Origin of the sequence: Streptomyces tauricus (assembly GCF_014650955.1) — a bacterium.
GTDB lineage: Bacteria > Actinomycetota > Actinomycetes > Streptomycetales > Streptomycetaceae > Streptomyces > Streptomyces tauricus.
Map to the genome: position 1 here is coordinate 1 of NZ_BMVY01000006.1, position 25,694 is coordinate 25,694.

At 69.1% G+C, this 25,694-nt stretch carries 26 protein-coding genes and 1 rRNA gene; 12 read left to right on the plus strand and 15 right to left on the minus strand.

What is annotated here, in order from left to right:
- Window positions 1–68 precede the first annotated feature (68 nt).
- Window positions 69–185, plus strand: a 5S ribosomal RNA gene (rrf, locus tag IE278_RS12110).
- 100 nt (window positions 186–285) lie between these two features.
- Here rrf and IE278_RS12115 read toward each other — a convergent pair.
- The 4 genes from IE278_RS12115 to IE278_RS12130 form a co-directional block, all read right to left on the minus strand.
- A complete protein-coding gene (locus IE278_RS12115) occupies window positions 286–960 on the minus strand; it encodes a response regulator (RefSeq protein ID WP_189771567.1) in 675 nt (224 codons plus the stop codon).
- Window positions 957–2,192 carry a sensor histidine kinase gene (locus IE278_RS12120; protein WP_246570298.1) on the minus strand — a complete coding sequence of 412 codons (1,236 nt, stop codon included), beginning with the start codon at window positions 2,190–2,192 and terminating at the stop codon, window positions 957–959. Before IE278_RS12120 ends, IE278_RS12115 begins: the two co-directional genes overlap by 4 nt.
- Before the next feature lie 154 nt (window positions 2,193–2,346).
- On the minus strand, window positions 2,347–3,150 hold the full coding sequence (locus IE278_RS12125; protein ID WP_189771568.1) for an ABC transporter permease: 804 nt from the start codon (window positions 3,148–3,150) through the stop codon (window positions 2,347–2,349).
- Window positions 3,147–4,061, minus strand: coding sequence for an ABC transporter ATP-binding protein (locus tag IE278_RS12130; protein WP_189771569.1), 915 nt, complete (start codon window positions 4,059–4,061; stop codon window positions 3,147–3,149). The genes IE278_RS12125 and IE278_RS12130 overlap by 4 nt, the downstream gene beginning before the upstream one ends.
- Window positions 4,062–4,156: 95 nt before the next feature.
- Here IE278_RS12130 and IE278_RS12135 point away from each other — a divergent pair, with 95 nt between their 5' ends.
- Window positions 4,157–4,747: a GNAT family N-acetyltransferase gene (locus IE278_RS12135; RefSeq protein WP_189771571.1), complete on the plus strand. Its 591-nt coding sequence runs from the start codon at window positions 4,157–4,159 to the stop codon at window positions 4,745–4,747.
- Between the two features lie 10 nt (window positions 4,748–4,757).
- Here the strand turns inward: IE278_RS12135 and IE278_RS12140 are convergent, their stop codons facing one another.
- The 6 genes from IE278_RS12140 to IE278_RS12165 form a co-directional block, all read right to left on the minus strand.
- Window positions 4,758–6,302: a type IV secretory system conjugative DNA transfer family protein gene (locus tag IE278_RS12140; RefSeq protein ID WP_189771573.1), complete on the minus strand. Its 1,545-nt coding sequence runs from the start codon at window positions 6,300–6,302 to the stop codon at window positions 4,758–4,760.
- Window positions 6,303–6,325: 23 nt separating this feature from the next.
- On the minus strand, window positions 6,326–7,750 hold the full coding sequence (locus tag IE278_RS12145; RefSeq protein ID WP_189771574.1) for an ATP-binding protein: 1,425 nt from the start codon (window positions 7,748–7,750) through the stop codon (window positions 6,326–6,328).
- 6 nt (window positions 7,751–7,756) lie between these two features.
- Entirely contained in the window at window positions 7,757–9,316 is a 1,560-nt protein-coding gene (locus IE278_RS12150) for an SCO6880 family protein (RefSeq protein WP_189771575.1), read from the minus strand.
- A complete protein-coding gene (locus IE278_RS12155) occupies window positions 9,313–10,644 on the minus strand; it encodes a hypothetical protein (protein ID WP_189771576.1) in 1,332 nt (443 codons plus the stop codon). Before IE278_RS12155 ends, IE278_RS12150 begins: the two co-directional genes overlap by 4 nt.
- Entirely contained in the window at window positions 10,634–11,476 is an 843-nt protein-coding gene (locus IE278_RS12160) for a DUF8175 domain-containg protein (RefSeq protein WP_189771577.1), read from the minus strand. The genes IE278_RS12155 and IE278_RS12160 overlap by 11 nt, the downstream gene beginning before the upstream one ends.
- 194 nt (window positions 11,477–11,670) lie before the next feature.
- The gene (locus tag IE278_RS12165; protein ID WP_107015212.1) at window positions 11,671–11,979 is read right to left on the minus strand and encodes a DUF8827 family protein; all 309 of its coding nucleotides are present in this window, start codon (window positions 11,977–11,979) and stop codon (window positions 11,671–11,673) included.
- Between the two features lie 522 nt (window positions 11,980–12,501).
- Between IE278_RS12165 and IE278_RS12170 the strand changes: the two genes are divergently transcribed.
- From IE278_RS12170 to IE278_RS12180, 3 genes are all read left to right on the plus strand, one after another.
- Entirely contained in the window at window positions 12,502–12,894 is a 393-nt protein-coding gene (locus tag IE278_RS12170) for an ArsR/SmtB family transcription factor (RefSeq protein WP_189771578.1), read from the plus strand.
- A 23-nt stretch (window positions 12,895–12,917) separates the two neighbouring features.
- Window positions 12,918–13,556: an SRPBCC family protein gene (locus IE278_RS12175; protein WP_189771579.1), complete on the plus strand. Its 639-nt coding sequence runs from the start codon at window positions 12,918–12,920 to the stop codon at window positions 13,554–13,556.
- Between the two features lie 76 nt (window positions 13,557–13,632).
- Window positions 13,633–14,028, plus strand: coding sequence for a DoxX family protein (locus IE278_RS12180; RefSeq protein ID WP_189771580.1), 396 nt, complete (start codon window positions 13,633–13,635; stop codon window positions 14,026–14,028).
- A gap of 89 nt (window positions 14,029–14,117) precedes the next feature.
- Here the strand turns inward: IE278_RS12180 and IE278_RS12185 are convergent, their stop codons facing one another.
- Complete coding sequence (locus tag IE278_RS12185; protein WP_189771581.1) at window positions 14,118–14,348, minus strand: DUF397 domain-containing protein; 231 nt, start codon at window positions 14,346–14,348, stop codon at window positions 14,118–14,120.
- A 153-nt stretch (window positions 14,349–14,501) separates the two neighbouring features.
- On the opposite strand from IE278_RS12185, the gene IE278_RS12190 reads away from it, so the two are divergent.
- Together IE278_RS12190 and IE278_RS12195 are read left to right on the plus strand one after the other, a co-directional pair.
- Window positions 14,502–15,503 carry a C40 family peptidase gene (locus tag IE278_RS12190; RefSeq protein ID WP_189771995.1) on the plus strand — a complete coding sequence of 334 codons (1,002 nt, stop codon included), beginning with the start codon at window positions 14,502–14,504 and terminating at the stop codon, window positions 15,501–15,503.
- A 182-nt stretch (window positions 15,504–15,685) separates the two neighbouring features.
- Complete coding sequence (locus tag IE278_RS12195; protein ID WP_189771583.1) at window positions 15,686–16,387, plus strand: phosphatase PAP2 family protein; 702 nt, start codon at window positions 15,686–15,688, stop codon at window positions 16,385–16,387.
- Window positions 16,388–16,515: 128 nt separating this feature from the next.
- Here IE278_RS12195 and IE278_RS12200 read toward each other — a convergent pair whose 3' ends face one another.
- On the minus strand, window positions 16,516–18,105 hold the full coding sequence (locus IE278_RS12200) for an FAD-binding oxidoreductase (RefSeq protein WP_189771584.1): 1,590 nt from the start codon (window positions 18,103–18,105) through the stop codon (window positions 16,516–16,518).
- A 403-nt stretch (window positions 18,106–18,508) separates the two neighbouring features.
- Here IE278_RS12200 and pstS point away from each other — a divergent pair, with 403 nt between their 5' ends.
- From pstS to pstB, 4 genes are all read left to right on the plus strand, one after another.
- Window positions 18,509–19,639, plus strand: a complete 1,131-nt coding sequence (pstS, locus tag IE278_RS12205) for a phosphate ABC transporter substrate-binding protein PstS (RefSeq protein WP_189771587.1) — start codon at window positions 18,509–18,511, stop codon at window positions 19,637–19,639.
- Window positions 19,640–19,746: 107 nt separating this feature from the next.
- On the plus strand, window positions 19,747–20,754 hold the full coding sequence (pstC, locus tag IE278_RS12210) for a phosphate ABC transporter permease subunit PstC (protein ID WP_189771589.1): 1,008 nt from the start codon (window positions 19,747–19,749) through the stop codon (window positions 20,752–20,754).
- Window positions 20,751–21,812 (plus strand): phosphate ABC transporter permease PstA, encoded by a 1,062-nt coding sequence (pstA, locus tag IE278_RS12215; RefSeq protein WP_189771591.1) that lies wholly within the window; start codon window positions 20,751–20,753, stop codon window positions 21,810–21,812. The genes pstC and pstA overlap by 4 nt, the downstream gene beginning before the upstream one ends.
- A gap of 50 nt (window positions 21,813–21,862) precedes the next feature.
- Window positions 21,863–22,639, plus strand: coding sequence for a phosphate ABC transporter ATP-binding protein PstB (pstB, locus tag IE278_RS12220; protein WP_189771593.1), 777 nt, complete (start codon window positions 21,863–21,865; stop codon window positions 22,637–22,639).
- Between the two features lie 326 nt (window positions 22,640–22,965).
- Here pstB and IE278_RS12225 read toward each other — a convergent pair whose 3' ends face one another.
- The gene (locus IE278_RS12225) at window positions 22,966–23,964 is read right to left on the minus strand and encodes an inorganic phosphate transporter (protein WP_189771595.1); all 999 of its coding nucleotides are present in this window, start codon (window positions 23,962–23,964) and stop codon (window positions 22,966–22,968) included.
- A gap of 7 nt (window positions 23,965–23,971) precedes the next feature.
- A complete protein-coding gene (locus IE278_RS12230) occupies window positions 23,972–24,592 on the minus strand; it encodes a DUF47 domain-containing protein (protein WP_107015224.1) in 621 nt (206 codons plus the stop codon).
- Between the two features lie 203 nt (window positions 24,593–24,795).
- Between IE278_RS12230 and IE278_RS12235 the strand changes: the two genes are divergently transcribed.
- Window positions 24,796–25,197, plus strand: a complete 402-nt coding sequence (locus tag IE278_RS12235) for a metal-sensitive transcriptional regulator (protein ID WP_189771597.1) — start codon at window positions 24,796–24,798, stop codon at window positions 25,195–25,197.
- 203 nt (window positions 25,198–25,400) lie between these two features.
- On the opposite strand, the gene IE278_RS12240 is transcribed toward IE278_RS12235, so the two are convergent.
- A complete protein-coding gene (locus tag IE278_RS12240; protein ID WP_189771599.1) occupies window positions 25,401–25,604 on the minus strand; it encodes a hypothetical protein in 204 nt (67 codons plus the stop codon).
- Window positions 25,605–25,694 lie beyond the last annotated feature (90 nt).

Sequence of the window (25,694 nt, forward strand, 5' to 3'; positions counted from 1 at the left end):
CCTGCACCCCTTTTTGTCTGGCCACAGGGGGGTGTGGTGCGGTTGTTTGAATCAGAGTTTCACCGTGTTTCGGTGGTCATAGCGTGAGGGAAACGCCCGGTTACATTCCGAACCCGGAAGCTAAGCCTTACAGCGCCGATGGTACTGCAGGGGGGACCCTGTGGGAGAGTAGGACGCCGCCGAACAAATTTTAATGGGAAAGCCCCCGCACTTCGGTGCGGGGGCTTTTTCGCGTTCGGATTCTTTGCAGGCAGTTCCAGACGGCCCCAGACAGCTCCAGACAGGTCAGGACGGGCGGACCAGTTTCGTGTCGTACGCCAGGATCACCGCCTGGATTCTGTCTCGGGAGCCGGTCTTCGCGAGGATGCGGCTCACATGGGTCTTCACCGTCGATTCGGCGAGGTGTAGGCGTGCGGAGATCTCCGAGTTCGTCCAGCCCTGGCCGATCACCGTCAGGATCTCGCGTTCGCGGTCCGTCAGGGAGGTGAGACGGGGGTCGGCCGCAGGGGATGCGTCCGAGGTTGTCGGCCCTGAAGGCAGGTGTTCGGCGTAGGCGTCGAGGAGGCGCCGGGTCAGGCTCGGGGCCACGACCGCGTCGCCTGTGGCGACCGCTCGGATGCCGGCTAGGAGTTCCTCGGGCTGCGCGTCCTTGATGAGGAAGCCGGAAGCGCCCGCTCGCAGGCCGGCGTACGCGTACTCGTCCAGGTCGAAGGTGGTCAGGATGAGGACGCGGGTGCGGTTCCCGGCGGTGGTGATGCGGCGGGTCGCCTCGATGCCGTCGAAGCCGGGCATGCGGATGTCCATCAGGACCACGTCGGGACGCAGCTCGGCCGTCATCCGAACCGCCTCGCCGCCGTTCGCGGCCTCGCCGAGGACCGTCATGTCGTCCTGGCTCTCCACGAGCATGCGGAAGCCGAAGCGCTGGAGCGACTGGTCGTCGACGATGAGCACGGTGGTCACTGCGCCGTTTCCTCCGGTAGGTGAAGGCGGACGTGCCAGCCCTGTTCCGGCAGGGGGCCGGACTCAAGTGTGCCGCCGTACAAGGCGGTTCGCTCGCGCATTCCGGTGAGGCCGCTGCCCCGGGTGCCGTTGTCGTGGGCCCCTGCGCCCACGCCGGTGTCGGTCACCGTCACGGTGACGGCGCCCCCGTCCCCGTACGAGATCCGGACGGTCGACTCGGCTTCGGGGCCGCCGTGTTTGAGGGTGTTCGTGAGGGCTTCCTGGACGACCCGGTAGACCGTGAGCTGGCGGCCCGGGGAGAGAGTGGCGGTGGGGCCCTGGACGGTGGAACGGACGGGGAGGCCGGCGGAGCGTACTCCGTCGAGGAGGTGGTCGAGGTCGGCCAGGGAGGGCTGGGGAGCCGTTTCGAGAGGGTGGGGTCCGGCGTCCGAGGTGTCGGCTTCCGGGGGTTCGGTGCGCAGGACGTCGAGGAGACGGCGTAACTCGCCGAGCGCCTGGCGGCTGGTGCCGCCGATGGCGGTCAGCGCCTGGACGGCACGTTCGGGGTTCTTCGCGGCGGCGTACGAGCCGCCGTCCGCGAGGCTGGTGATGACCGAGAGGTTGTGGCCGATGATGTCGTGCATCTCCCTGGCTATGCGGGCGCGTTCGGCGGCGGTGGCGAGCCTGGCCTGCTGGTCCCGTTCGACCTCCAGTTGGCGGGCGCGCTCGACGAGAGAGGCGAGGTACTCCTGGCGGGTGCGGTAGGAGATGCCGATGATCGCCATCATGGCGAGGCGGGTCGCCTGCGGGACGATGGTCTGGTCGGCGCCCTGTTCGGCGGGGTGGCGAAGCGCGTCCACGATGATCGGCACCATCGTCAGGGCGCAGCAGCACAGCAGGGTGCGCAGGCGGGTGTGCACCGCGATGTTGAACGCGACGACCAGGATGATCAGGCCCGCCTGGAGGTCGGTGCCGGTCCAGGAGTTGACGACGGCGAGCGGCAGCATCGTCAGCAGGACCGCCACGGGGTGGGTGCGGCGCCACATGAGCGGGACGGTGAAGCCCAGTGACAGGGCGATGAGCAGCCAGTTCGGGGCCTGCGGGTTCTCGGTGATGTTCCGCCAGCCGCCACCGAGGAGGTCGTTGAGGGCCACGGTCAGGAAGAAGCCGGTGAACACGGCGTCCCACACCAGCGGGCGGCGCCGGTCGAAGGTGCGCAGTCGGCGGTTCAGGCGGTGCAGCCGGCGGGTCACCGGCTGCTGCCGGGCGCCCTGCGGTGACCAGTCCCGCCACGCCTGGTCGCGCCAGGCCTGATCCCGGCGGGCCTGGTCACGACGGGCCCGGTTCCGGTGCCGTTTCTCCGTCACGGATCCATCCTCGTACGGGGGCCGTTCGGGAGGGGAGCCGTCACACGTCACGTCGTCGCAGGAGGACTGTCGCCGTGCCCAGGATCGCCACCGTCCACAGGGTGAGGGCGAGGAGTGCGGGGCCCGTGGTCGCGTAGTCCGGTGTGTCGTGGAGGGTCATCAGACCCTCGGTGGCCCTGCCTGGGAAGTACTTGGCGACGGAGTCCAGCACGTCGTACGGGAACATCCTGAGCACCTCCGGGAGGACCGTGACTCCTCCGATGAAGGCCGTGATGCCGCCGGGCACCGAGCGGAGCAGGGCGCCTAGGCCCAGGCCGACGAGGGCGAGGGCGGTCAGTCCCGCCGCGCTGCCGAGCAGGGTGCCGAGGACGCCCCGGTCGGTGAGGGACAGTTCCTTGTCCGTGCCGTCGAGGAAGAGCTGGCCGCTGGTGAACGTCACGACGAGGGTGGTGAGTGTGGTGGTGAAGACGACGCCGGCGACGACACCGGCCTTGGACCACAGCACCGGTACGCGGCGGGGTACGGCCACCATCGTGGAGCGGACCATGCCCGTGCTGTACTCGCCCGCGATGAACAGGACACCGACGACGGCCAGGATGATCTGTGAGAACTGGGTGCCGAAGAGCAGGAACTGGACCGGGTCGAGGGCGAAGTCCGCGGCCTGGCCCGACTCGTAGGACGCGCCGATCGCGATGCCGCCGGCGATGGTCAGGACGGTCGAGGCGGCGAGCATGATCCAGGTCGAGCGGACCGTCCACAGCTTGTGCCACTCGGAGTGCAGGACCCGGGCCGGGCTGAGGGCGGGACCGGGGGCGGGGGCGGTGGCGGGGGCGAGGGTGGTCATGCCTGCTCCAGGTGGGCGGTGTATTCGAGGGAGTCGCGGGTCAGGTCCATGAAGGCCTCTTCCAAGGAGGCCGCGTGCGGGGTGAGTTCGAAGAGGGGGATGCCGTGGGCGGCGGCGGTGCGGCCGATGTGTTCGGCGTCCGTGCCGCGGACGTCGAGGGTGCCGGAGGCGGAACTGCTCACGTCGACGTGCGGGGCGGCGAGGAGCTGGGTGAGGCGGCCCGCCTCGGGGGTGACGACCTTGACGGTGCCCGCGCCCGATTCGCGGACGAACGTGTCGACGGTGGTGTCGGCCAGCAGCCGTCCCCTGCCGATGATGATGAGGTGCTCGGCGGTCAGGGCCATCTCGCTCATGAGGTGGGAGGAGACGAAGACCGTACGCCCCTCGGCGGCGAGGGATTTGAGGAGGGTGCGGATCCACAGGACGCCCTCCGGGTCGAGGCCGTTGACCGGTTCGTCGAGGATCAGCGTGGCCGGGTCGCCGAGCAGTGCGGCCGCGATGCCCAGGCGTTGGCCCATGCCGAGCGAGAAGCCCTTGACCCGTCGGCCGGCGACGTCGGTGAGGCCGGTGAGGTCCAGGACGTGTGCGACGCGGCCGCGCGGGATGCCGTGGGTGAGGGCGAGTGCGCGCAGGTGGTGGTAGGCGGTGCGGCCCGGGTGGACCGAGCGGGCCTCCAGGAGCGCGCCGACCTCCTGGAGGGGCGCGCGGTGGGCGGCGTACGGGCGGTCGCCGACCGTGGCGGTGCCGTGGGTCGGGGAGTCCAGGCCGAGGATCATGCGCATGGTGGTGGATTTGCCGGCGCCGTTGGGGCCGAGGAAGCCGGTCACCGTGCCCGGTCGGACGGTGAAGGTGAGGTCGGAGACGACCGTCTTGTCGCCGTAGCGTTTGGTCAGTTCGGTTGCCGCGATCATGTCTTCGATCCTCGGCGCGCGGCGGGCCCGGGGCGTCGGACGGGGGCCGGATATCGGGTGCGGGCCGTAGTACCCCGGTATTACGGTGGCCCGTCATGAACCCCGATGTGCGCGCCGATGACGTCCGTGGAGTCCGCGAGGAGTACGTGATCCGCTCGGTACGGGCCGAGGAGTGGCCCGCGGTGAAGGAGCTCGCGCTGGCCGCTCTCAGTGATCCGGTGGCGCATCTGGCCTTTCTCGATACGTACGAGGTCGCGGTGGGCCGGCCCGACGGTTTCTGGCGGGAGCGGGCCGCCGGAGCCGCGGAAGGGGTGCGTGAACGGCAGCAGGTCGTCGCCGAGGGGCCCGGTGGGCGCTGGGTCGGGTGCGTGGTCGTGCTGGTCGAGGAGGCCGGGGCCGTCGGGGCGCTGGGGGCCGTGAGCCACGTACGGCAGGGGCATCTGGTGGGTGTGTACGTGCGGCCCGAGGTACGAGGGAGCGGGCTGACCGAGCGGCTCTTCGGGTATGCGCTGCGGTGGGCCCGGGAGGACGCCGGGGTGGAGCGGGTGCGGTTGTTCGTGCACGAGCGGAACGAGCGGGCTCAGGGCTTCTACCGGAAGTTCGGGTTCGTGCCTACGGGGGAGAGCGTTCCGGTGCCAGGGGATGCGGCTGCGCGGGAGCTGGAGTTCGTGTACGCGGGGTCCTAGGCGGCGCGGGTCACACCGGGAGGTCCTGGTGGGGCCAGCGGGCGCGGGCCTGTTCCTGGGAGCGGAGGAGCGCCAGGGTGGGGAGGCCCCGGTCCGGGGCTGTGCCGTCGGCGGCGGCGAGCAGGTCCGGGAGTTGGGGGAGCGGGGCCACCGCTGCGACGTCGTCCAGGACGAGGGTGAGTGGTGGGTCGAGGCGACCGGAGGATGACCGTTCGGCCATGCGCCGGCCGCGCTCGACCACGCTTGAGGCGAGGGCCGTCAGGAGCGGCATGGCGCCGGGGTTCGACCTCGGGTCCTCGATGGGTTCACCGACCACATAAAGCGTGCCCCCTTCGTTGACGAAGGAATCCAAGGTGAGGGTGTCGGTTCGGTTTGGAGTGCATGCTTCCCGGACGTTGACGGTGAAGAGTGCGGAGAGCGCTCGGGCCGTCAACTCCTGGGCGATGTCACGGCGTTCCGGGTGCGAGGTGAGGGCCGCCTCGAGTTCTCCCGCGGAGCCCGCGGCCGACTTGGGGTTCGTACGGAGGATGCGTACGGCTTCCTGGACCTGGGCGCCCTGGGCCCAGCGGTGGACGTGGCGGATGGTGCGGCCGTCCACCGCCGCGGCGTGGAGGTAGCTGCGGAGGAGGGTCTCCGCGGTGTCGGCGACCGCCTGGTCGATCCGGGCGGTTGGGCGGACCGGGGCGAGGAGCGCCGCCGCGCGGGCCTTCGCGATGTCCTTGGCCTCGCAGCCCGCGGAGGGGGACCAGTGGAGGCGGGCCGGGGTGTCGCAGAGGTGGGAGGGGTCGTAGAGGAGGACGGGGCCCAGTTTCGCGCGGGCGTCCTTCGTGCTCGACCAGAGGGTGGAGTCGGAGGTGATGACGAGGGCGGGGCCGTCGGCGTCCCGGATCGCCTGGATGGCGAGGGGGTGGCGGGTCTCGGGCGGGCCCAGCACGACCGGTCCCCTCGGGGCGGGGCTTTCCCATCCACCCACCCGTTCGGCGGTTTCGACAGGGACCGAAACAGGGACCGAAACAGAAACCGACTCCAGCGGCGGCTCCGTCGGCCGCACCGCCGTGTGCTCGACCGGCGGGTGCGTCGTCTCCGGTCGTTCCGCCGTCCGGCTCCGGGGGATGTCGCGTGGCTCGTCCCTGGTCAGCGGATCCGGTTCCGGTTCCGGTTCCGGTGCCAGGGCGAGTGCCCTGCGTCTCGCTCTGCCCGCGCGCCACCTCGCCACCGTGCCCAGGACGAACACCGTGAGGACGACCAGGATCATCAGCTGGCCGATGAACAGGCCCCAGAAGAGCCCGTATCCGGAGAGCTGGTCCGGTGGGGTGTCGGGCCAGGCGGTCGGCAGGTCGTGGGGTGCCGCGACGAGTTGGCGTATGGCCAGGGGCGTACTGCGGAAGGTGACCTCGGCGGGCCAGGAGCCGTGGGAGAAGAGGCCGGCGAGGCCGGTCGCCGTCCACACCATGACGGTCATGCCGAGGACGAAGGCCAGGATGCCGAGCAGCAGGCCGTCGGGGACGCCCCCCTGGCCGCCGCCGTGGTGGCGATCGCGATCGTCCGGTCTCATCTCGGGCAGCTCCTCTACGCCGCTTACGCCACTGTGGACTCGGACGAGTCGTCGAGATCGCTCAGGTGTTGTTCCATGAACGCCGCGGCCCGCTCCTCGGCCTCCAGCTCGGCGGCGCGCAGGGCGTCGTCCGCGAGGTGGTCGGCGGACGACTCCGTCATGGCGCGGTCGGTGAAGACGAGGGGGCGCTCGGTCTCGGAGATCAGGTGTTTGACGACCTGGACGTTGCCGTTGACGTCCCACACGGCGATGCCGGGGGTGAGGGAGGGGATGATCTCGACGGCCCAGCGGGGCAGGCCGAGGACCCGGCCCGTCATTCTGGCCTCGTCGGCCTTCTGGGCGTAGATCGTCCTGGTCGAGGCCATCTTGAGGATCGCCGCGGCCTCCTTCGCGGCGGCTCCGTCCACGACGTCGGACAGGTGGTGGACGACGGCCACGAAGGACAGACCGAGGCGGCGGCCGAACTTCAGCAGGCGCTGGAAGAGCTGGGCCACGAACGGGCTGTTGATGATGTGCCAGGCCTCCTCGACGAGGAAGATGCGCTTCTTCCGGTCGGGGCGGATCCAGGTGTGCTCCAGCCACACGCCGACGATCGCCATGAGGATGGGCATGGCGATGGAGTTGCGGTCGATGTGGGACAGGTCGAAGACGATGAGCGGGGCGTCCAGGTCGATGCCGACCGTCGTCGGGCCGTCGAACATGCCCCGCAGGTCACCGTCGACCAGCCGGTCGATGACCAGGGCGACGTCGAGGCCCCAGGCGCGTACGTCGTCTATGGCGACGTTCATCGCCTCCGCCGACTCCGGTTCGGGGTGGCGCAGCTGCTCGACGATGTCCGTCAGAACGGGCTGGCGGTCGACGATCGTCTCGTTGACGTAGGCGTGCGCGACCTTCAGCGCGAAGCCGGAGCGCTCGTCCAGGCCGTGGCCCATCGCGACCTCGATGATCGTCCGGAGCAGCGCGAGCTGGCCGGTCGTGGTGATCGCCGGGTCGAGCGGGTTGAGCCGGATCCCCATGTCCAGGGCGGCGGTCGGGTCGAGGCGGATGGGCGTGAGGCCCAGTGCCTGGGCGATGAGGTTCCACTCGCCGACGCCGTCCTCGCCCTGTGCGTCGAGGACGACGACCTGGCGGTCCTTGAACCGCAACTGCCGCATGACGTACGTCTTCTCCAGCGCGGACTTGCCGTTGCCGGACTCGCCGAGGACCAGCCAGTGCGGCGCCGGGAGCTGCTGCCCGTACAGCTGGAAGGGGTCGTAGATGTAGCCCTTCCCGGAGTAGACCTCGCGGCCGATGATGACGCCGGAGTCACCGAGGCCGGGGGCCGCGGTCGGCAGGTAGACGGCCTGGGCCTGGCCGGTGGAGGTGCGCACCGGCGGACGGGTCGTCTCGACCTTGCCGAAGAGGAAGGAGGTGAAGCCTTCCGTGAGGGCGGACAGCGGATCCCGCATGAAGTCCTACCTCCGGATGCCGGTCGCGAACGGGAGCGTGTTGACGAAGGCGCGGTGGTGCTCGCGGTCGCACCATTCGAGCTTCAGGTACGACTTGCCGGCCGAGGCTCTGATGGTCCGCTTGTCGCGGGCGAGCGCCTCGGGGTTGCGGGACGAGACGGTGATGTAGCCGACGAGGTTGACGCCGGCCGCGCCGCTCGCGAGGTCCTGGCCGCGCTGGTCGACGCGGTTGTGCGAGGCGACGTCACGCGGGTCGACGGTGCGGTTCATCTTGGCCTGGCGGCTGGCCTCGGCGTCGTCGTTGGTCTTCTCGGTCAGCATCCGCTCGATGGCGATCTCGGTGGGTTCGAGGTCCATCGTGACGGCGACCGTGCGGATGACGTCCGGGGTATGGACGAGCAGCGGGGCGAGGAAGTTGACGCCCACCGGGGTCATCGGCCACTCCTTCACCCAGGCCGTGGAGTGGCACCAGGGGGCGCGGGTGGAGGACTCGCGGGTCTTGGCCTGGAGGTAGGTGGGCTCCATGGCGTCCAGCTCGGCAGGCCAGGCGTTGCGCTTGGTCATGGCCTGGATGTGGTCGATGGGGTGGTCCGGGTCGTACATCGAGTGCACGAGGGAGGAGAGCCGGCCCTGGCCGAGGGGCTGGCGTACCCGGATGTCGGCCTCCTGGAGGCGGGAGCAGATGTCGGTGAGCTCGCGGGCCATGACGACGGCGAGTCCGGAGTCCCTGTCGAGCTTCCTGCCGCCCTTGGGGCGGGCGGCGCGGGCCATCGCCTGGGCCTCGGCGGCCAGTTCGCGGGAGTAGTGCATGCAGGCGACGAGGTAGGCGCGGTGCTGTTCGCTGCTCGTCGACACCATGGAGGAGAGCTGCTCGTACGACTCCTGCAGCCAGCCGGGTGCCCGCTCGTCGCCGCGTACGGAGACGTCCTTGGCGTGGGCGTCCGGGTCGGCGGGGAGGGTGCGGGCGAGCATCTGGATGCGGGTGACGAAGCCGTCTCCGTTGGCGACGTGCTTGAGGAGGGTGCCGAAGCGGTCGACGAGGGCTTCCTGGTCCTCGCTGTCGCGCAGGCCGACGCCGGGGCCCTCGATCTCGATGGCGGCGGTGACGGTCTTGCGGTCGGCGTGCAGGAGGACGGCGATCTCGTCCGGGCCGAAGGGTGCCGCGAGCCAGGAGATGCGTCCGATGCCCGGGGGCGGGCCGACCTCGACCTCACGGCCGTCGACGTGGGTGCCCGACTCCATGACGTTGCTGCGGTAGGCGGTGCCGCGGCGGAGCGATCGCTTGTAACTGCGGTTGATCTCGAACCACTTGTAGAAGGTCCGCCGCTTGTACGGGACGTAGACCGCGGCCAGCGCGAGCATCGGGAAGCCCATGAGCAGCACGATGCGCACGGAGAGCACGGGGACGATCAGGCCGCACATCATGCCGAGGAACGCGCCCGCGATGATGAGCCCGATCTCGCCGGACTCACGGTTGCGGCCGACGATCGCGCTCGGCCGGGCGCGGCCGATCAGATATGTACGGCGGGGCGTGACCGGATGGGACACGTGGGACTCGGTCGTCAACGCCCTTCACCTCCCGTGCGGTTGTTGCTGCCGTTGCTGTTGCTGTTCCGGTTGTTCCCGGCGTGGGGGGTGTTGATCGGGCTGGAGCGGGGCGGGGGTGCGGAGGGGACCGATCCGCCGCCACCGCCCGAGGAGCCGCGTGAGCTGTGGGCCGCGACGCCGCCGGAGACGGGGTTCGAGGGGCGGGCGCCGCTGTTGCCGCCGCCGTTGTTGTCGGCCCGGGTGCTGTGGGTCTTGATGCCCTGGGCGACGAGGTGGGCGGGCGAGCTGATGGCGGCCGCGGCCTTGCCCTCGGCGCCCTGCATGATGCGGTTGTTGCGGCCGTTGGCGATCTCGTCGCCGAAGCCGGGGACGAAGCGGTAGATCATCGCGCTGGCGAAGATGGCGAGCAGGATGATCGCGAGGCCGGAGACGACGGCGGAGAAGGAGTCCGGGCCGTCCTCCGCGGAGAGGGCTCCGGCGAGGCCCAGCACGATCACGATGACCGGTTTGACCAGGATGACGGCGATCATGATGCCGGCCCAGCGGCGGACGTGGCCCCAGAGGTTCTTGTCGACGAGGCCGGCGTAGACGACCGTGCCGAGGAGCGCGCCCACGTAGAGGAGGGCGGCGCGGATCACCAGTTCGAGCCAGAGGACGCCCGCGGCGAGGATCGACACGAGGGAGACCACGATCAGCATGATCGGGCCGCCGCCGATGTCGGTGCCCTTGTTCAGGGCGCCGGAGAAGTTGCCGAAGAACGTGTCGGTCTGGTTGCCGGTCGTCTTGGCGAGGACCTCGGCGATGCCGTCGGTGGCCGAGACGACGGTGTAGAGGATGAGCGGGGTGAAGGCCGAGGCCAGGACCGTCAGCCACAGGAACCCGATGGCTTCGCCGATGGCCGTGCTGAGGGGGACGCCCCGCACGGCGCGCTTGGCTACCGCGAGCAGCCACAGGAGGAGGGTGAGGATGGTCGACGCGGCGAAGACGACGGCGTACTGCTGGAGGAACGTGGTGTTCGTGAAGTCGACGGTCGCCGTGTTCTGGACGGCGTCGCTGAGCTTGTCGATGGTCCAGGAGGCGGCCTTCGCGCAGCCCTTGGCGAGGGAGGCGAGGGGGTCGAGGGCTGTGGTGGGGTCGTCCAGGGAGGGGCCGCTGCGATTGTTGCTGCCTTGTTCGCAGTAGTCGCGAGCCTGACCCGAGATCTGTGAGCAGTAGTCTTCCGAGGGCGTCGGTGTCGGCGTCGGCGTTGGAGCCGCGTGGGCCTGCGAAGCCAGCAGTACGACCGTGGTCTGTACAGCTGCTACGGCGCCGGTGAGCTTGAGCACGCGCTGCGGGCTACCGGGCATACGTGAACCCTCCGAACTCCTCGACCGCCTTGCCGATCTCGTCGGACCCGGAGACGGGGTCGTCTCCGTTGACGGGGGTGGGGCCGGTCTTCTGGCTGGTCTCCAGGACCTTCCAGTCGTCTTCGGCCCAGTTCAACTTCACGGTCACGGTGAACCACCCGCTGGTCACGGGCTTGGTGGAGGACTCCCCTGTGAGCCCGAAGAGGCTGTTGCACCAGACTTCGACCGTGGCCGTATCGGTGCTGCTGGACGTGACTTTGGTGCCCACCGGCAGCGTGCGGTTGACGAAGGTGCTGCCCGAGGGCGCGTCGCCGTCCTTCGTGAGGCCGATCTTGGCCAGGAGCGCCGCCGAGTAGTCCGCGTCGAACCCGGACCGGAGCCGGTCCAGCGCGCCGGGGTCGGCGATCGTCTGCAGGATCTCGTGCCGCTGAGCGGTGATGAACATGCTGTCGGAACCGAGTGCTGTGGCGTAGTTGGCCGCCGCGCTCTGTGCGCCCTGGTCGTTGTGGGCGTAGCCGGTCGGAATCCCGCCGGCTTTCGTCTTCACCGGTTGTTCGCCGGAGGCGGCCGTCGGGGCTGAGCCCGCCTTCCCGCCGTCTCCGGCGTCGTCCGAGCCGGAACCTCCGTCTCCGCGGTTCGCGAAGGCGATCGCTGCGATCAGGAGGACCACGACACCCACCACCGTGACGAGGCTGCGCGACGACGAACGGCCGCCGCGTCGCGCCCCTCCGTAGGCGTCACCGGCACCGTCGGGGAGCCGCGTGCGCGTCTGGCCGGTACCTCCGTACCCGCCGTCCTCGCCGCGCGCTCCGTGCTCGTCGCCGAGACTCATGCCGCGTACGCCCCCTCAACCTCATGCTGAACCGCGTGATACGACGGTAGCCCCGCTGGTTTCCGCGCGGGCGCGGTGTGGTGACTGGACATCAGGGAAACGCAACCTCAGCCGGTGGGCACGACGGACGGGTGGGTGGAGGAGAGGGATCGGGTGTGCCCGGCCGGGTCCGTGGACGCCGGGCCGGCGGCCGCCTAGACGGCCATGCCGTACACGATGGTGAAGAGCGTGCCCAGTGAACCGATGATGAAGACCCCGGTGAGACCCGCGATGATCAGACCCTTGCCCTGTTCCGCGCTGAAGGTGTCGCGGAGGGCGGTCGCGCCGATACGTTGTTTCGCCGCTCCCCAGATCGCGATGCCGAGGCACAGCAGGATGGCGACCGCCATCACGACCTCGATCATCACGCGGGCTTCGTTGCCCAGGGTGCCGAACGGGCCCCAGTCCGGAGCGATTCCGCCGATGATCGTGTTGATGTCGCCCTTTTCGGCTGCGAAAAGCATGTAAGTCACCGCCCCTAGTGGGTTGTTCTGCCTCCTCTGCCACTCTGCGCAGAGGTCACGGCTATTGTCGCTGACAATGATGCTGTCGCATGTCGACTTGGCGTCATTGATTGGCGGGTTTCGTACGAATCCCTTGTCACCGGAGCTCGCGGGACCCTTCAGGGGGGCGCAGGACGGTCTGCGGGGAGGCGTATCGTCACTCTGTGTATCACGGCAGGTCACGCCGGGCAATGAAGTAGATGCGGAACCTGTGGTGTGGTTCCGTCGTTAGCCCCTCTTACGCGAACGCCAACTGATGGTGGCCGATTCCGCCCGTCCATCGAGCCCGACTCCGTCCCGAGTGCGCCGGTCCGTCGTGCCGATGTCCTCCGGGTCGTGCGTCTCCTGGTGTGTAGACGCCACCCGTTTTGTTCTGGTGCAGGTTATCCCGGCCGGGGCGGCGGGGCGTGCCGGGGCTGGAGCGATGGCCTCCGCTTTCCAGTACCGCACGCTTATATAAGCGTGCGGTGATACGTTGGTCCTGTGCACGCATTCGACGTACTCGGAGACCCCGTTCGCCGGCGGATCCTGGAGCTGCTCGCGGACGGCGAGATGAGCTCCGGGGCGGTGAGCGAGATCGTCGGGGAGGAGTTCGGTATATCCCAGCCCGGCGTCTCGCAGCACCTCAAGGTCCTGCGGGAGAACGGCTTCGCCACGGTCCGGCCGGAGGGGGCCCGGCGGCTGTACGCCGTGAACGCCGACCCCCTGCGCGACATCGACGCCTGGCTGGGCCGCTTCCGGCGGTTCTGGACGCCCCACCTCGACGCGCTGTCCACCGAGGTGGCCCGCGGCAAACGCGAACGCCGGCTCCGCGAGCGGCCCGGCGGCGAAAGACCGGGCGATCGCAGTCCCGGCGACGACAGCCCCTTGCAATGACAGATGCAGTGAAGGAGCAGCGCATGATCGACGTCAGCCATCAGATCAACGCCGTACGGCGCCAGGTCGGCAGCCGTGTCATCGAGGCCGGTGAGGCCCACGTGGTGACCATCAGTCAGACGTACGACACGACCGTCGAGGACCTGTGGGAGGCCTGTACCGATCCCGAGCGGATCCCGCGCTGGTTCCTGCCCGTCACCGGCGAGCTGCGGCCCGGGGGCACGTACCAGCTGGAGGGCAACGCGGGCGGCACCGTCGAGCGCTGCGATCCGCCGAAGGGGTTCACCGCGACCTGGGAGTTCGACGGGAACGTCAGCTGGATCGAGCTCCGGCTGACTCCCGCGGCGGACGGCGGCACGCGCTTCGAGCTGGACCACATCGCCCCCGACGACGACGAGAAGTGGCAGCAGTTCGGGCCCGGGGCCGTCGGTGTCGGCTGGGACATGGCGCTCATCGGGCTCACCCTCCACCTCTCCTCCGGCGCGGCCGTCGATCCCCAGGAGGCCATGGCCTGGTTCGGGACCGAGGAAGGGCTGCGGTTCGTCGCGCTGAGCAGCGAGGGATGGTACGCGGCCGCCGTCGCCGGTGGTGAGGCCGAGGAGGTCGCCCGGGGGAGGGCGGACCGGACGACCGCGGCGTACACGGGGGCGGAGTCCTCCTGACTCCGGCTACTTACTTTCGAGTAACCTCACGCGGTAGCCCCGTCACCAGCCCTCACGGGCTCCCCGAGGAGGAACCGTGCCACGGTCGGAACGCTCACCCCTGCTGCTCGCGGGCCTGTTGGCCTCCGCCGCCGTCGCCCACTTCGCGGTGCCCCGGCAGTTCGACGCGACCGTCCCGCGCGCGCTGCCGGGTTCGCCGCGGACCTGGACGTACGCGAGCGGTGTCGTCGAGCTGGCGCTTGCGGCCGGGGTGGCGGTGCCGCGTACGAGACGGGTGGCCGCGCTGGCCACCACCGCGTTCTTCGTCGGAGTGTTCCCCGCGAACGTCCAGATGGCCGTGGACTGGCGTCACCGGCCGGCGCCCCAGAAGGCCGCGGCGCTGGCCCGGCTGCCGCTCCAGGTGCCGTTGGTGCTGTGGGCCCGGGGTGTGGCGAAGGGTGCTCAGGCGGCGGGGCCGGCCGCTCAGGGCTGACCACCGCCCTGGAGTCCCTCTACGGCCTCCGCGCCTTACATGCTCTCCGCGCCCTTCGCGCCTCACATGCCTTCCACGCGGCTCGCGCCTTACATGTCTTCCACGCCCTCCACGAAGTGGTCGAACTCGCCTGCCTGTACGCCGAGTACGAAGGCGTCCCACTTCTTCCGGGTGGTCGTGACGACGGTCTCGGGGTCGCTGGTCTCGCGGATGTAGACGAGTTCGTCGTCGCCGAAGGCGAGCTCGATCCAGGGGCCCGGCCCGGTCGCCTCCGGCGGCGCGGCGCGTTCCCAGGTGAGGTTCGCGGGGATGTCGGACATCCGTCGGGCTCCCTTCGTGTACGTGGATGAGGGTGGCGCAGGACTTCGACGGCAACCGTATCCCCGTCCGGGGGCGGCGAGTGATCATTCCGCGGTGGGCGTTCCGCATCTACACTGACGTTCGGATTACCGTGCGGCGAGGGGCGGTTGACGGTGCGTAAGGGCTGGATCTTGGCGACCGCCGTCGTGGGGGCGGGGCTCAGCTTCGTCATGGTGCTGGTGGTCGGCGTCTACATGGTCGCCGGGAACCTCGCCAACGGGGTGGGGCAGGGGGCCGTCGGCCTGGCCAAGGGGTCCGTGCCGGCGGCGTACCGGACGCTCGTGCAGAAGTGGGGCAATCTGTGCACCGCTATTAATCCGGCACTTCTCGCCGCGCAGCTGTATCAGGAGAGCGGGTTCAATCCCGACGCCAGGAGTCCGGCCGCCGCGCAGGGGATTGCGCAATTCATCCCCGGGACATGGGCCACGCACGGAATCGACGGCGACGGCGACGGCGACCGCGACGTATGGGATCCGAATGACGCGATTCCATCGGCCGCGAAGTACGACTGCACGCTCGCGAAGTACGTCAAGGACGCGCCCGGGAACCCGACGGAGAACATGCTCGCCGCGTACAACGCGGGGGCGTACGCCGTCATCAAATACGGGGGCGTTCCGCCGTACAAGGAAACCCAGAACTACGTGAAGACGATCACCACGCTGCAGGACAGCTTCGCGGCTCCCGTCGGTCGTGTGCAGCCCTCCCAGCAGGCCGCCGGTGCCATCTACTTCGCGCAGAAGAAGCTCGGGACGCTCTATCTGTGGGGCGGCAACGGCACCCCTGAGCAGGGAGGACGCTTCGACTGCTCCGGTCTGACCAAGGCCGCGTACGAGACGGTGGGGATCACCCTGCCGCGGGTCGCCAACGACCAGTACAACGCCGGTCCGCATCCCGGGCGGGACGAGCTGCTGCCCGGGGACCTGGTCTTCTTCTCGGACGACCTCACCAACTCCCGGGCCATCCGGCACGTGGGTATCTACGTCGGCGGCGGGTACATGATCAACGCCCCTCGGACGGGTGCCGTGATCCGCTTCGACTCCATCGACACCCCTGACTACTTCGGGGCGACGCGGGTGACCGAAGATGGCGCGAAAGCATTGCCCACCTCTGTGTGAAACCCACCCCTGAGCTGCGGCTATGTATCTCTCTTCGATAACGTCTGCGTGATCATTCGGTGGAGGGTGGAACGTATTGAAGGGGAGTGTGCGTTCCTGTTCTTGTAGCCGACGACGGGGGTTGTGGCGCGACGCATCCGATGGGTGCGTCGGAAAGATGACGACGAAGGAGCCGTTGCACCATGGCTGGACTCGCCGACTCCGGATCGAACCCCGACGTCGACTTGCTCTACGACATCAATGGTCTCGCCAAAGACGCGCCGCACTGGTTCGACCGCGTCATGGAGTTCGTGGGCGAGTGGGGACTCCTGCTCGTCATGGTTCTGCTGGTGCTGTGGTGCTGGTGGAACGTGCGGCGGCGGGGTGGGGACGAGGCCGCTTCGTCCGTGGCCGCGCTGATCTGGGCGCCGTTGGCCGCCGGGGTCGCCGTACTCGTGAACGTGCCGATACGGGGATTTGTCGAACGGCCTCGGCCCTTTGTGGACCATGAGGGGCTTGACGTTCTCATCGGCGGCAAGAGCGACTATTCGTTTGTGAGCGACCACTCGACTCTCATGATGGCCATGGGGGTCGGGCTGTTTGTCGCCAACCGGAAGTTCGGGCTCGTCGGGATAGGGCTTGCGCTGCTGGGTGGGTTCTGCCGGGTTTATATGGGCGTGCACTATCCGACCGACGTGGTCGGGGGGTTCGCGCTCGGAACTGCTGTCGTGCTGCTGCTTTCGCCGCTCGCGACCGCTTTGTTGACGCCTGTGGTCAAGGCCGTTGAGCGGTCTCGGCGGGTGGGGTGGTTGGTTCGGGCGGATCGCTCCGCGGGGGCTCGGGAGAAAGTGATTCCCGGGGCTCGTAGTGATGTTGATCCTGCGGAGAGGGATCTTGCGGCGTAGGTGGGCCGTGGGCGGGGGTGGGCGGGCTGGTGTGGGTCCGCTGTGGGTGGTTGCGCCGTTCCCCGCGCCCCTAAACGCCAAGGATTGCGCCGTTCCCCGCGCCCCTGAAACCCGCCCCCGTGGTGGGGCTACAGGGACTGGGGGAAGGTGAAGAAGTTCTGGGGGTCGTACCGGGACTTCAGGGATTTCAGGTGGGGGGCCGCTTGGCCGTAGTAGGCCTTGCGCCAGTTGGTCAGGGTGGGGTCCGTGTAGTTCTGGTAGGCCGCGCCTGAGGCGTGCGGGCGCATGGCCGTGTGCGTGGCCGTCAGCCAGGATTGCGACGCGCTGCCGGAGGTGCCGGGGCGCCACGCCGCGATGTACTGGGCCAGCATGCGTGAGCGGCGGTGGACGAACGCCGTGGCCGTGGGGTCGACCCGGTTGATCGCGCCGCCGAGCGCGGTGAGGGCGATGCTGCCCGTGCCGCCCCGTACCCCGGACATGCGGGAGAGCAGCGTCTCGATGCCCGCCGCCGAGAGCGAGCGGTCGAAGAAGTCCGAGCGGCCCGCGTACGTCTCACGGTTCAGCGCTCCCTCGGGCGAGCGGCCCGGTGTCGGGCCCGGGAGGTGGCACTGGGCGTCGGACGAGAAGGACGAGCAGCCCGCGTACACCTCCATCGCCTCCTCGTAGGAACGGCGTTTGAGGGAGACGCTGCGGGCGGAGGCGCCGATGCGGTCGGCGAGGCGGTCCACCGCGTTCTGCAGCTCGCCGTACGTGCCGAGGGAGAACGCGGAGACGGAGATGGTGGGGGTGCCGCCCGCCGCGTTGTCGACGTGGAGCGACGACCAGATCTCGTCGGGCTGGTCGGGCCCCCACTCCTGCCAGGCCGCCAGGACCGCCGCCGCCCTCGGCCACGGCCAGGACATGTTCGCCGCCACGCCCTGCGGGGCCGGGTGCGTCTTGAAGCGGAGTTCCGTGACGACGCCGAAGTTGCCGTTGCCCGCGCCGCGCAGCGCCCAGAACAGGTCCTTGTTCTCGGTCGCGCTCGCCGTGAGCTGCTTGCCGTCCGCCGTGATCAGGGTCGCCCGTGTGAGGCTGTCGCACGTCAGGCCGTACGCCCTCGACACCACCCCGTGGCCGCCGCCCAGCGCCAGCCCCGAGACGCCGACCGTCGGGCAGGAGCCCGCCGGGATGGTCGCGCCCTTCGCGGCGAGCCCGCGGTAGACGTCGATCAGTTTGGCGCCCGCGCCGATCACCGCCTCGTCGCCGGACGCGCGTACCCGGGACAGCTTCGACACGTCGACGATCAGCCGGCCGTTCCCGGAGGACCAGCCGGCGTACGAGTGGCCGCCGTTGCGGATCGAGACGCGGACGCCGTGGGCGCGGGCGTACGCGAGGGCCGTACGGATGTCGTCGGGGCCGGCCACGTACGCGACCGCCGTCGGCTTCAGGGAGTCGAAGCGCGTGTTGTAGAGCTGGCGGGCCGCCGCCCAGTCCGCGTCGCCCGGGCGGACCAGGGGGCCGTCCAGGTCCTTGGCCAGTGCCCGCAGGTTGGCCGCCGGGGTGTTCCCGGCCGGTGCGGCCGTGGCGCTCGATGTGGCCGTCCTGGTCGCTCCGGCGGTTCCGGTCGCTCCGGTCGTCGCGGCTGGCCCCGGTCCGGAGTCCTTGCCGGTGCACGCCGTCGACACCGCGGTGGTCACCGCGACCGCCGCCGTGCCGCCTATGAACGTACGCCGTTGCATGTGCGCCTCCCGGTGCTCCCGTTGAACGAGACGGGTCAACCGCCCGGCGGGTTCCACAGGCCGGGTCAGGCAATCCCACGGCTACGTCCACGATCAGGTAAAGGGGCGGCGACGGGTTCCGGCCAGGTGCGGGAGGCGGGCGGGAGAGCGAAGGGCGCGCTTCCGTTCGTCGGGACCGGGGCGTGTTCTACCTGTAAGCGTTCCGTGACCTCACCGCACTGACGGCAGGGGTTCACCCTCCGTTCACTCACGGCCATCGGCGGCTTCACCTGTTCTGCCTAATTTCGGCCTTACCCGGTGCGTGGTGCGGACGAAAGTGAGCGCCTGTACCGGTCGATGAACAAGCAGGACCCATGACCTCGCACGCCGCCGCAACGGCGGCTTCTGGAAGGAACTCACGAAAGTGAAGCTTCAGCGCAAGAACCGGCTTCGCGCCCTTTCCCTCGGTGCTGTCGCCGTCTCCGGCGCCCTTGCGCTGACGGCGTGCGGCTCCGACGACACCGGCGGCGGTTCCGGCAGCGACGGCGGCACGACTGCCGCCAGCAGCTCCATCAAGTGCGACGACGCCAAGGGCCAGCTGCTGGCCAACGGCTCCTCCGCGCAGAAGAACGCGATCGACGCGTGGGTCAAGCAGTTCGTGACGGCCTGCAAGGACGTCCAGATCAACTACAAGTCCGAGGGCTCGGGCGCCGGTGTCACGGCGTTCACCCAGGGCCAGGTCGCCTTCGCCGGTTCCGACTCGGCGCTGAAGCCCGAAGAGGTCACGGCCTCCAAGGAGGTCTGCTCCGGCGGCCAGGGCATCGACCTGCCGATGGTCGGCGGCCCGATCGCGGTCGGCTACAACGTCCCGGGTGTCGAGGGCCTCGTCCTCGACGCGGAGACCCTCGCGAAGATCTTCGACAGCAAGATCACCAAGTGGAACGACGCGGCGATCAAGAAGCTGAACCCGGACGCCGAGCTGCCCGACCTCAAGATCCAGGCGTTCCACCGCTCGGACGAGTCCGGCACCACGGACAACTTCACCAAGTACCTGATCGCGGCCGCGCCCGACCAGTGGAAGTACGAGGGCGGCAAGGCCTGGCAGGCCAAGGGCGGCCAGTCCGCGTCCGGCTCCTCCGGTGTCGCCCAGCAGGTCAAGCAGACCTCCGGCGCCATCAGCTACATGGAGCTGTCGTACGCCAAGGACGGCATCGCCGCGGCCAAGCTGGACACGGGCGCCAGTGAGCCCGTCGAGGCCACCGTCGAGAACGCCACCACGGCCATCGCGGACGCCAAGGTCGTCGGCACGGGCAAGGACCTCGCGCTCGAACTGAACCGCGCGACCAAGGCCGACGGCGCCTACCCGATCACCCTGGTCACGTACGAGATCGTCTGCGACAAGGGCAACAAGGCCGACACCCTGGCCGCCACCAAGGCGTTCCTCACCTACATCGCCAGCGAGGACGGCCAGAAGATCCTGGCCGAGAACGACTACGCCCCGATCCCCGAAGAGATCATCGCCAAGGTCCGTACGACCGTCGCGAGCCTGAGCTGACCTGAGCGCGCGGTCCGGCCCCGAACCTGGGGCCGGACCGCGCGCCGTCCGGTGCACCGCCGCCTGGGGCCGCGCACAGTGTGTGGCCCCGCAGACCGGAGAACCTCATGGATATATCCACCAAGAACGACGCAGTGCCTCCCCCCGTCTCCCCACCCTCCGAGGCCGAGCAGAAGCGCGCGGCCCGCGGGGCCACCCGGCCCGGTGACCGCATCTTCCTCGGCCTGTCCCGCGGGTCGGGCATCTTCCTGCTCGTGATCATGGCCGCCATCGCGGCCTTCCTCACATACCGCTCCGTGCTGGCGATCAGCAAGGACGAGAGCAACTTCGTCACGACGCTGGAGTGGAACCCGACCGCCGCGGAGCCGAGCTTCGGTATCGCGGTCCTGGTCTACGGAACCGTCATCTCGTCGATCATCGCGATGGTCATCGCGGTCCCGATCGCGGTCGGCATCGCCCTGTTCATCACGCACTACGCGCCGCGCAAGCTCGGCGGCCCCCTCTCCTACGTGATCGACCTGCTCGCCGCGGTGCCGTCCATCGTGTACGGCCTGTGGGGCGCCCTGGTCCTGGCGCCGCAGCTGATCGGTCTCTTCGGCTGGCTGGACGACTACTTCGGCTGGACCGGCATCCTCGACTGGCAGGGCGGCGCACCGCGCTCGCTGTTCACCGTGGGCATCCTGCTCGCGATCATGATCCTGCCGATCATCACCAGCGTGAGCCGCGAGGTCTTCCGGCAGGCTCCGCTGATGCACCAGGAAGCCGCACTGGCCCTCGGCGCCACGCGCTGGGAGGTCATCCGCATGTCGGTGCTGCCCTTCGGCCGCTCCGGAGTCATCTCCGCCTCGATGCTCGGCCTCGGGCGCGCGCTCGGCGAGACGATGGCCGTGGCCACGGTCCTGTCCCCGAGTTTCGAGATCAACGCCAGCCTGCTCGACCCGGGCGGCGGCACCTTCGCCCAGAACATCGCCAGCAAGTTCAGCGAGGCCAGCGAGATGGGCCGGGACGCGCTCATCGCCTCCGGTCTGGTGCTGTTCGTCATCACCCTGCTGGTCAACGGCGGAGCCCGCATGATCATCGCCCGCCGCGCGGAGTACTCGGGGGCCAACGCATGAGCCAGACAGTGAACGACAGGCGCCCCAGCTCCCTCCAGGGCGCGACACTGCCCAAGTGGAGCCCGTACGCGATCGCCGGCGGCTCGATCGCCCTCGGTCTCGGCATCAGCGCGGCGGCCGGCCTGGACAGCAAGATCCAATGGGGCCTGATGGCCGCGGTCTTCTTCGTGGCCGCGTCGTACGGCATCGCCGCGAAGGTCGAGGGCCGCCGGCAGGCCAAGGACCGGGTGGCGACCAGCCTCGTCTGGGTCGCGTTCCTCCTCGCCGTCATCCCGCTGGTCTCGCTCATCTGGGAGACCGTCGAGCGCGGTGTGAAGGTCGTCGACGTCTACTTCCTCACCCACTCGATGGGTCTGGTGACCGACACCGAGCCCGGCGGAGGCATCTACCACGCGATCCTCGGCACCCTTGAGCAGGTCGGCATCGCCACGGTGATCTCCGTGCCGATCGGCATCCTCACCGCGATCTACCTCGTGGAGTACGGGCGCGGCAGGCTCGCCCAGGCCGTCACCTTCTTCGTCGACGTCATGACGGGCATCCCGTCGATCGTCGCGGGCCTGTTCATCCTCAGCTTCTGGATCATCATCCTGGACATGGGCTACTCCGGTTTCGCCGGCGCGATGGCCCTGACCATCCTGATGCTGCCGGTGATCGTCCGCTCCACCGAGGAGATGCTCAAGCTCGTCCCGAACGAGCTGCGCGAGGCCTCCCTGGCGCTGGGTGTGCCGAAGTGGCGCACCATCATGAAGGTGGTCCTGCCGACCTCCGTCGGCGGTATCACGACCGGTGTGATGCTCGCGGTCGCCCGCATCACGGGTGAGACGGCGCCGGTGCTGCTGCTGGTGTGGGGTTCGACCTTCATCAACACGGACCCGTTCGACGGCCCGCAGGCCTCGCTCCCGATGTACATCTACCAGCAGTACGCGAACAGCGGCGGCTCCGGTGCGGCGTACGACCGGGCCTGGGCGGCGGCGCTCACCCTGATCGCCTTCGTGATGATCCTCAACTTGGCGGCTCGCGGCATCGCCCGCTGGAAGGCCCCCAAGACCGGTCGCTGACGCGGCCAGACAGCGACCAGTTTTCCCCCTCGAAAGAAGCAGTGATCCCCATGGCCAAGCGAATCGACGTCAGCGGCCTCAGCGCCTACTACAGCTCGTTCCGAGCCATCGAGGACATCTCGATGGCCATCGAACCCCGATCGGTGACGGCCTTCATCGGCCCCTCCGGCTGCGGCAAGTCCACGTTCCTGCGCACCCTCAACCGGATGCACGAGGTGACGCCGGGCGGACGTGTCGAGGGCAAGGTCATGCTCGACGACGAGAACCTGTACGGCGCCGGGATCGACCCGGTGTCGGTGCGGCGCGAGGTCGGCATGGTCTTCCAGCGTCCGAACCCGTTCCCCACGATGTCGGTCTTCGACAACGTGGCGGCGGGCCTCAAGCTCAACGGCAACTACAAGAAGTCCGAGCTGGGCGACATCGTTGAGAAGTCGCTCAAGGGCGCGAACCTCTGGAACGAGGTCAAGGACCGGCTGAACAAGCCGGGGTCCGGGCTGTCCGGTGGTCAGCAGCAGCGTCTGTGCATCGCGCGGGCGATCGCTGTCGAGCCCAAGGTGCTGCTCATGGACGAGCCGTGCTCGGCGCTCGACCCGATCTCGACGCTGGCCATCGAGGACCTGATCGGTGAGCTGAAGGAGCGCTTCACGATCGTCATCGTGACGCACAACATGCAGCAGGCGGCGCGTGTCTCCGACCGGACGGCGTTCTTCAACCTGTCCGCGGTCGGGCAGCCCGGCAAGCTCATCGAGATCGATGACACCGAGCGGATCTTCTCCAACCCGTCCGTGCAGGCCACCGAGGACTACATCTCGGGGCGCTTCGGCTGAGCCGACGTCCGTGAGGTGACGTCCTCGTACGTCTTCTGGACCCCTCGCGGTGCTGCATGGCGGTGCCACCGCGGGGACCGATAGGGCCCGCTCCCCGGTTCACCGGGGGGCGGGCCCGTTGGCTTTCCCGCCCCCGCCGCCCCTGACTCAGGGGCTCCGCCCCCGAACCCCCCGGTCCTCAAACGCCGGACGGGCTGAAGAGTCACCGGGCGGGCGGGCATCTTCAGCCCGTCCGGCGTTCGAGGACGAGCGCGTCAGCGCGACAGGGGGTCTGGGGCGCAGCCCCAGGGATGGGAAGGGTAAGGGCGGCGGGGGCGGACGAACGTCTACAGGAACAGCACGTCCACGAGCCAGAAGCTCGTCGCCGCTACCAGCGCCGCCGCCGGCATCGTGATGAACCAGCCGAGGATGATGTTCTTCGCGACACCCCAGCGCACCGCGTTCACCCGCTTCGTCGCCCCCACACCCATGATCGCCGACGTGATGACGTGCGTCGTCGAGATCGGCGCGTGGAAGATGAACGCCGTCGTGAACATCAGCGACGCACCCGTGGTCTCCGCCGCGAACCCCTGCGGAGGATCCAGCTCGATGATCTTCCGCCCCAGCGTGCGCATGATGCGCCATCCACCGGCGTACGTACCCAGCGACAGCATCACCGCGCACGCGATCTTGACCCAGACCGGAATCGGGTCGCCCGCTTCCTCGACGTCCGAGATGACCAGGGCCATCACCACGATGCCCATCGTCTTCTGGGCGTCCTGGAGGCCGTGGCCGAGCGCCATACCGGCCGCCGACACGGTCTGCGCGATACGGAAGCCGCGCTTCGCCTTGTGCGGGTTGGAGCGGCGGAAGAGCCACATGATCGCGCACATCACCAGATAGCCGGCGATCAGACCGACGACCGGGGAGATGAACATCGGGATGACGACCTTCTCCAGGACGCCGGACCAGATGACATCGATCCCGCCCGCGAGCGCCGCGCCCACCATGCCGCCGAACAGCGCGTGGGAGGAGGACGACGGCAGGCCGAAGTACCAGGTCACGAGGTTCCACACGATCGCGCCCACCAGCGCGGCGAACAGGATCCACATGCCCCGGTTGCCGTGCGGTGTCTCGATCAGGCCTTCGCTGACGGTCTTGGCGACCCCGCTGCCCATGAAGGCGCCGGCGAGGTTCATCACGGCGGCCATCGCGAGTGCCGCACGCGGCGTCAGCGCGCGCGTGGACACGGAGGTGGCGATGGCGTTCGCGGAGTCGTGGAAGCCGTTGGTGTAGGTGAATCCGAGCGCGACACCGATGGTCACGATCAAAGCGAAGGTGTCCATGAAGGGGTCAGGACTCCTTGACCGCGATGGTCTCCACCGTGTTGGCCACGTGCTCGAACGCGTCGGCGGCCTCTTCGAGGACGTCCACGATCTGCTTGAGCTTCAGCACTTCGATGGCCTCGTACTTGCCGTTGAAGAGCATCGCCAGCAGCTTGCGGTGGATCTGGTCGGCCTGGTTCTCCAGACGGTTGACCTCGATCCAGTACTCGGTGAGGTTGTCCATCGTGCGCAGGTTCGGCATCGCCTCGGCGGTCAGCTCCGCCGCCCGGGCCAGTACCTCGATCTGCTGCTCGACGCCCTTGGGCAGTTCCTCCACGTTGTAGAGGACGACCAGGTCGACGGCCTCCTCCATGAAGTCCATGATGTCGTCGAGGGACGAGGCGAGGTTGTAGATGTCCTCGCGGTCGAACGGCGTGATGAACGAGGAGTTCAGCTGGTGGAAGATCGCGTGCGTTGCGTCGTCACCGGCGTGTTCCGCGGCCCGCATACGCTCTGCGATCTCGGCTCGGCCGGACGAGTCCGCCCCGAGCAGTTCCATCAGGAGCTTGGAGCCCGTGACGATGTTGTCCGCGGAAGCGGCAAACATGTCATAGAAGCTCGTCTCCCTGGGGGTCAGACGAAATCGCACGTGGGGTCCTCGGATTGCTTCGGTGTCGGTCAGGCTGATGCTAGGCGCATCATCCGGCCACGGCTAACCGGCCGCCCCCCAGTGTCGCCCATCGGGCACAGTGATCAGCACGGGGTCCCGCGAGGGCATCTGCCAAGGGCCCTATACCCAGCAAAGTTCGTTACGATATACCCGGTAGGGGTATCAGTCAGCAGGAGGACGCGATGACGACCACCGAGGCCGGCGCGACGGCGCCCTCCGGGGAGAACGGTGCGGCGGGGACGGGTACCGGTACCGGTGCGGATGCCGGTGCCGCGGAGATCGTGACCGACCACGATCGCGGGATCCACGGCTACCACAAGCAGAAGGACGAGCACCTCAAGCGGCTGCGGCGGATCGAGGGGCAGGTGCGGGGGCTGCAGCGGATGGTCGACGAGGACGTCTACTGCATCGACATACTCACGCAGGTCTCCGCCTCCACGAAGGCGCTGCAGTCGTTCGCGCTGCAGCTTCTGGAGGAGCACCTGCGGCACTGTGTCGCTGACGCGGCGGTCAAGGGGGGTGCCGAGATCGACGCGAAGGTGGAGGAGGCTACGAAGGCTATTGCGCGGTTGTTGCGCACGTAGCCCTTTGCCGGGCGGGGGGTTGGGCTCTGGCGCGGGTCAGTGGGGGTGATTGCGCCGTTCCCCGCGCCCCTGAAGGGCGAAAGACTGCGCCGTTCCCCGCGCCCCTCAACGACGAAAGACTGCGCCGTTCCCCGCGCCCCTCAACGACGAAAGACTGCGCCGTTCCCCGCGCCCCCGGCCCCTTCCTTAGGTGGGTGGGGTGGTTAGGTTGTGGGGGGCTTGGGGGGCTTGGGGGGCTGGTGGGGGAAGCGTTCTTCGGCCACTTTCAGTACCTCGTCGATGCGGTCGGGGCTGAGACGGTCCTCGCGGGCGGCCGAGGCCGCGATGATCAAGTCGCCGCACAGCTCGATCTCGGCCAGGGCCACGTGGTCCTGAACTGCCGTACCGCGCGCCGGAGCCACGTGCATCACCTCTTCCTGCCGTTACCGACTTCCTAGAGTAGGGAGCGGTCCACGGACAGCGCATGGCACCAACGGACCATTTCCGGCCCTTCGCGT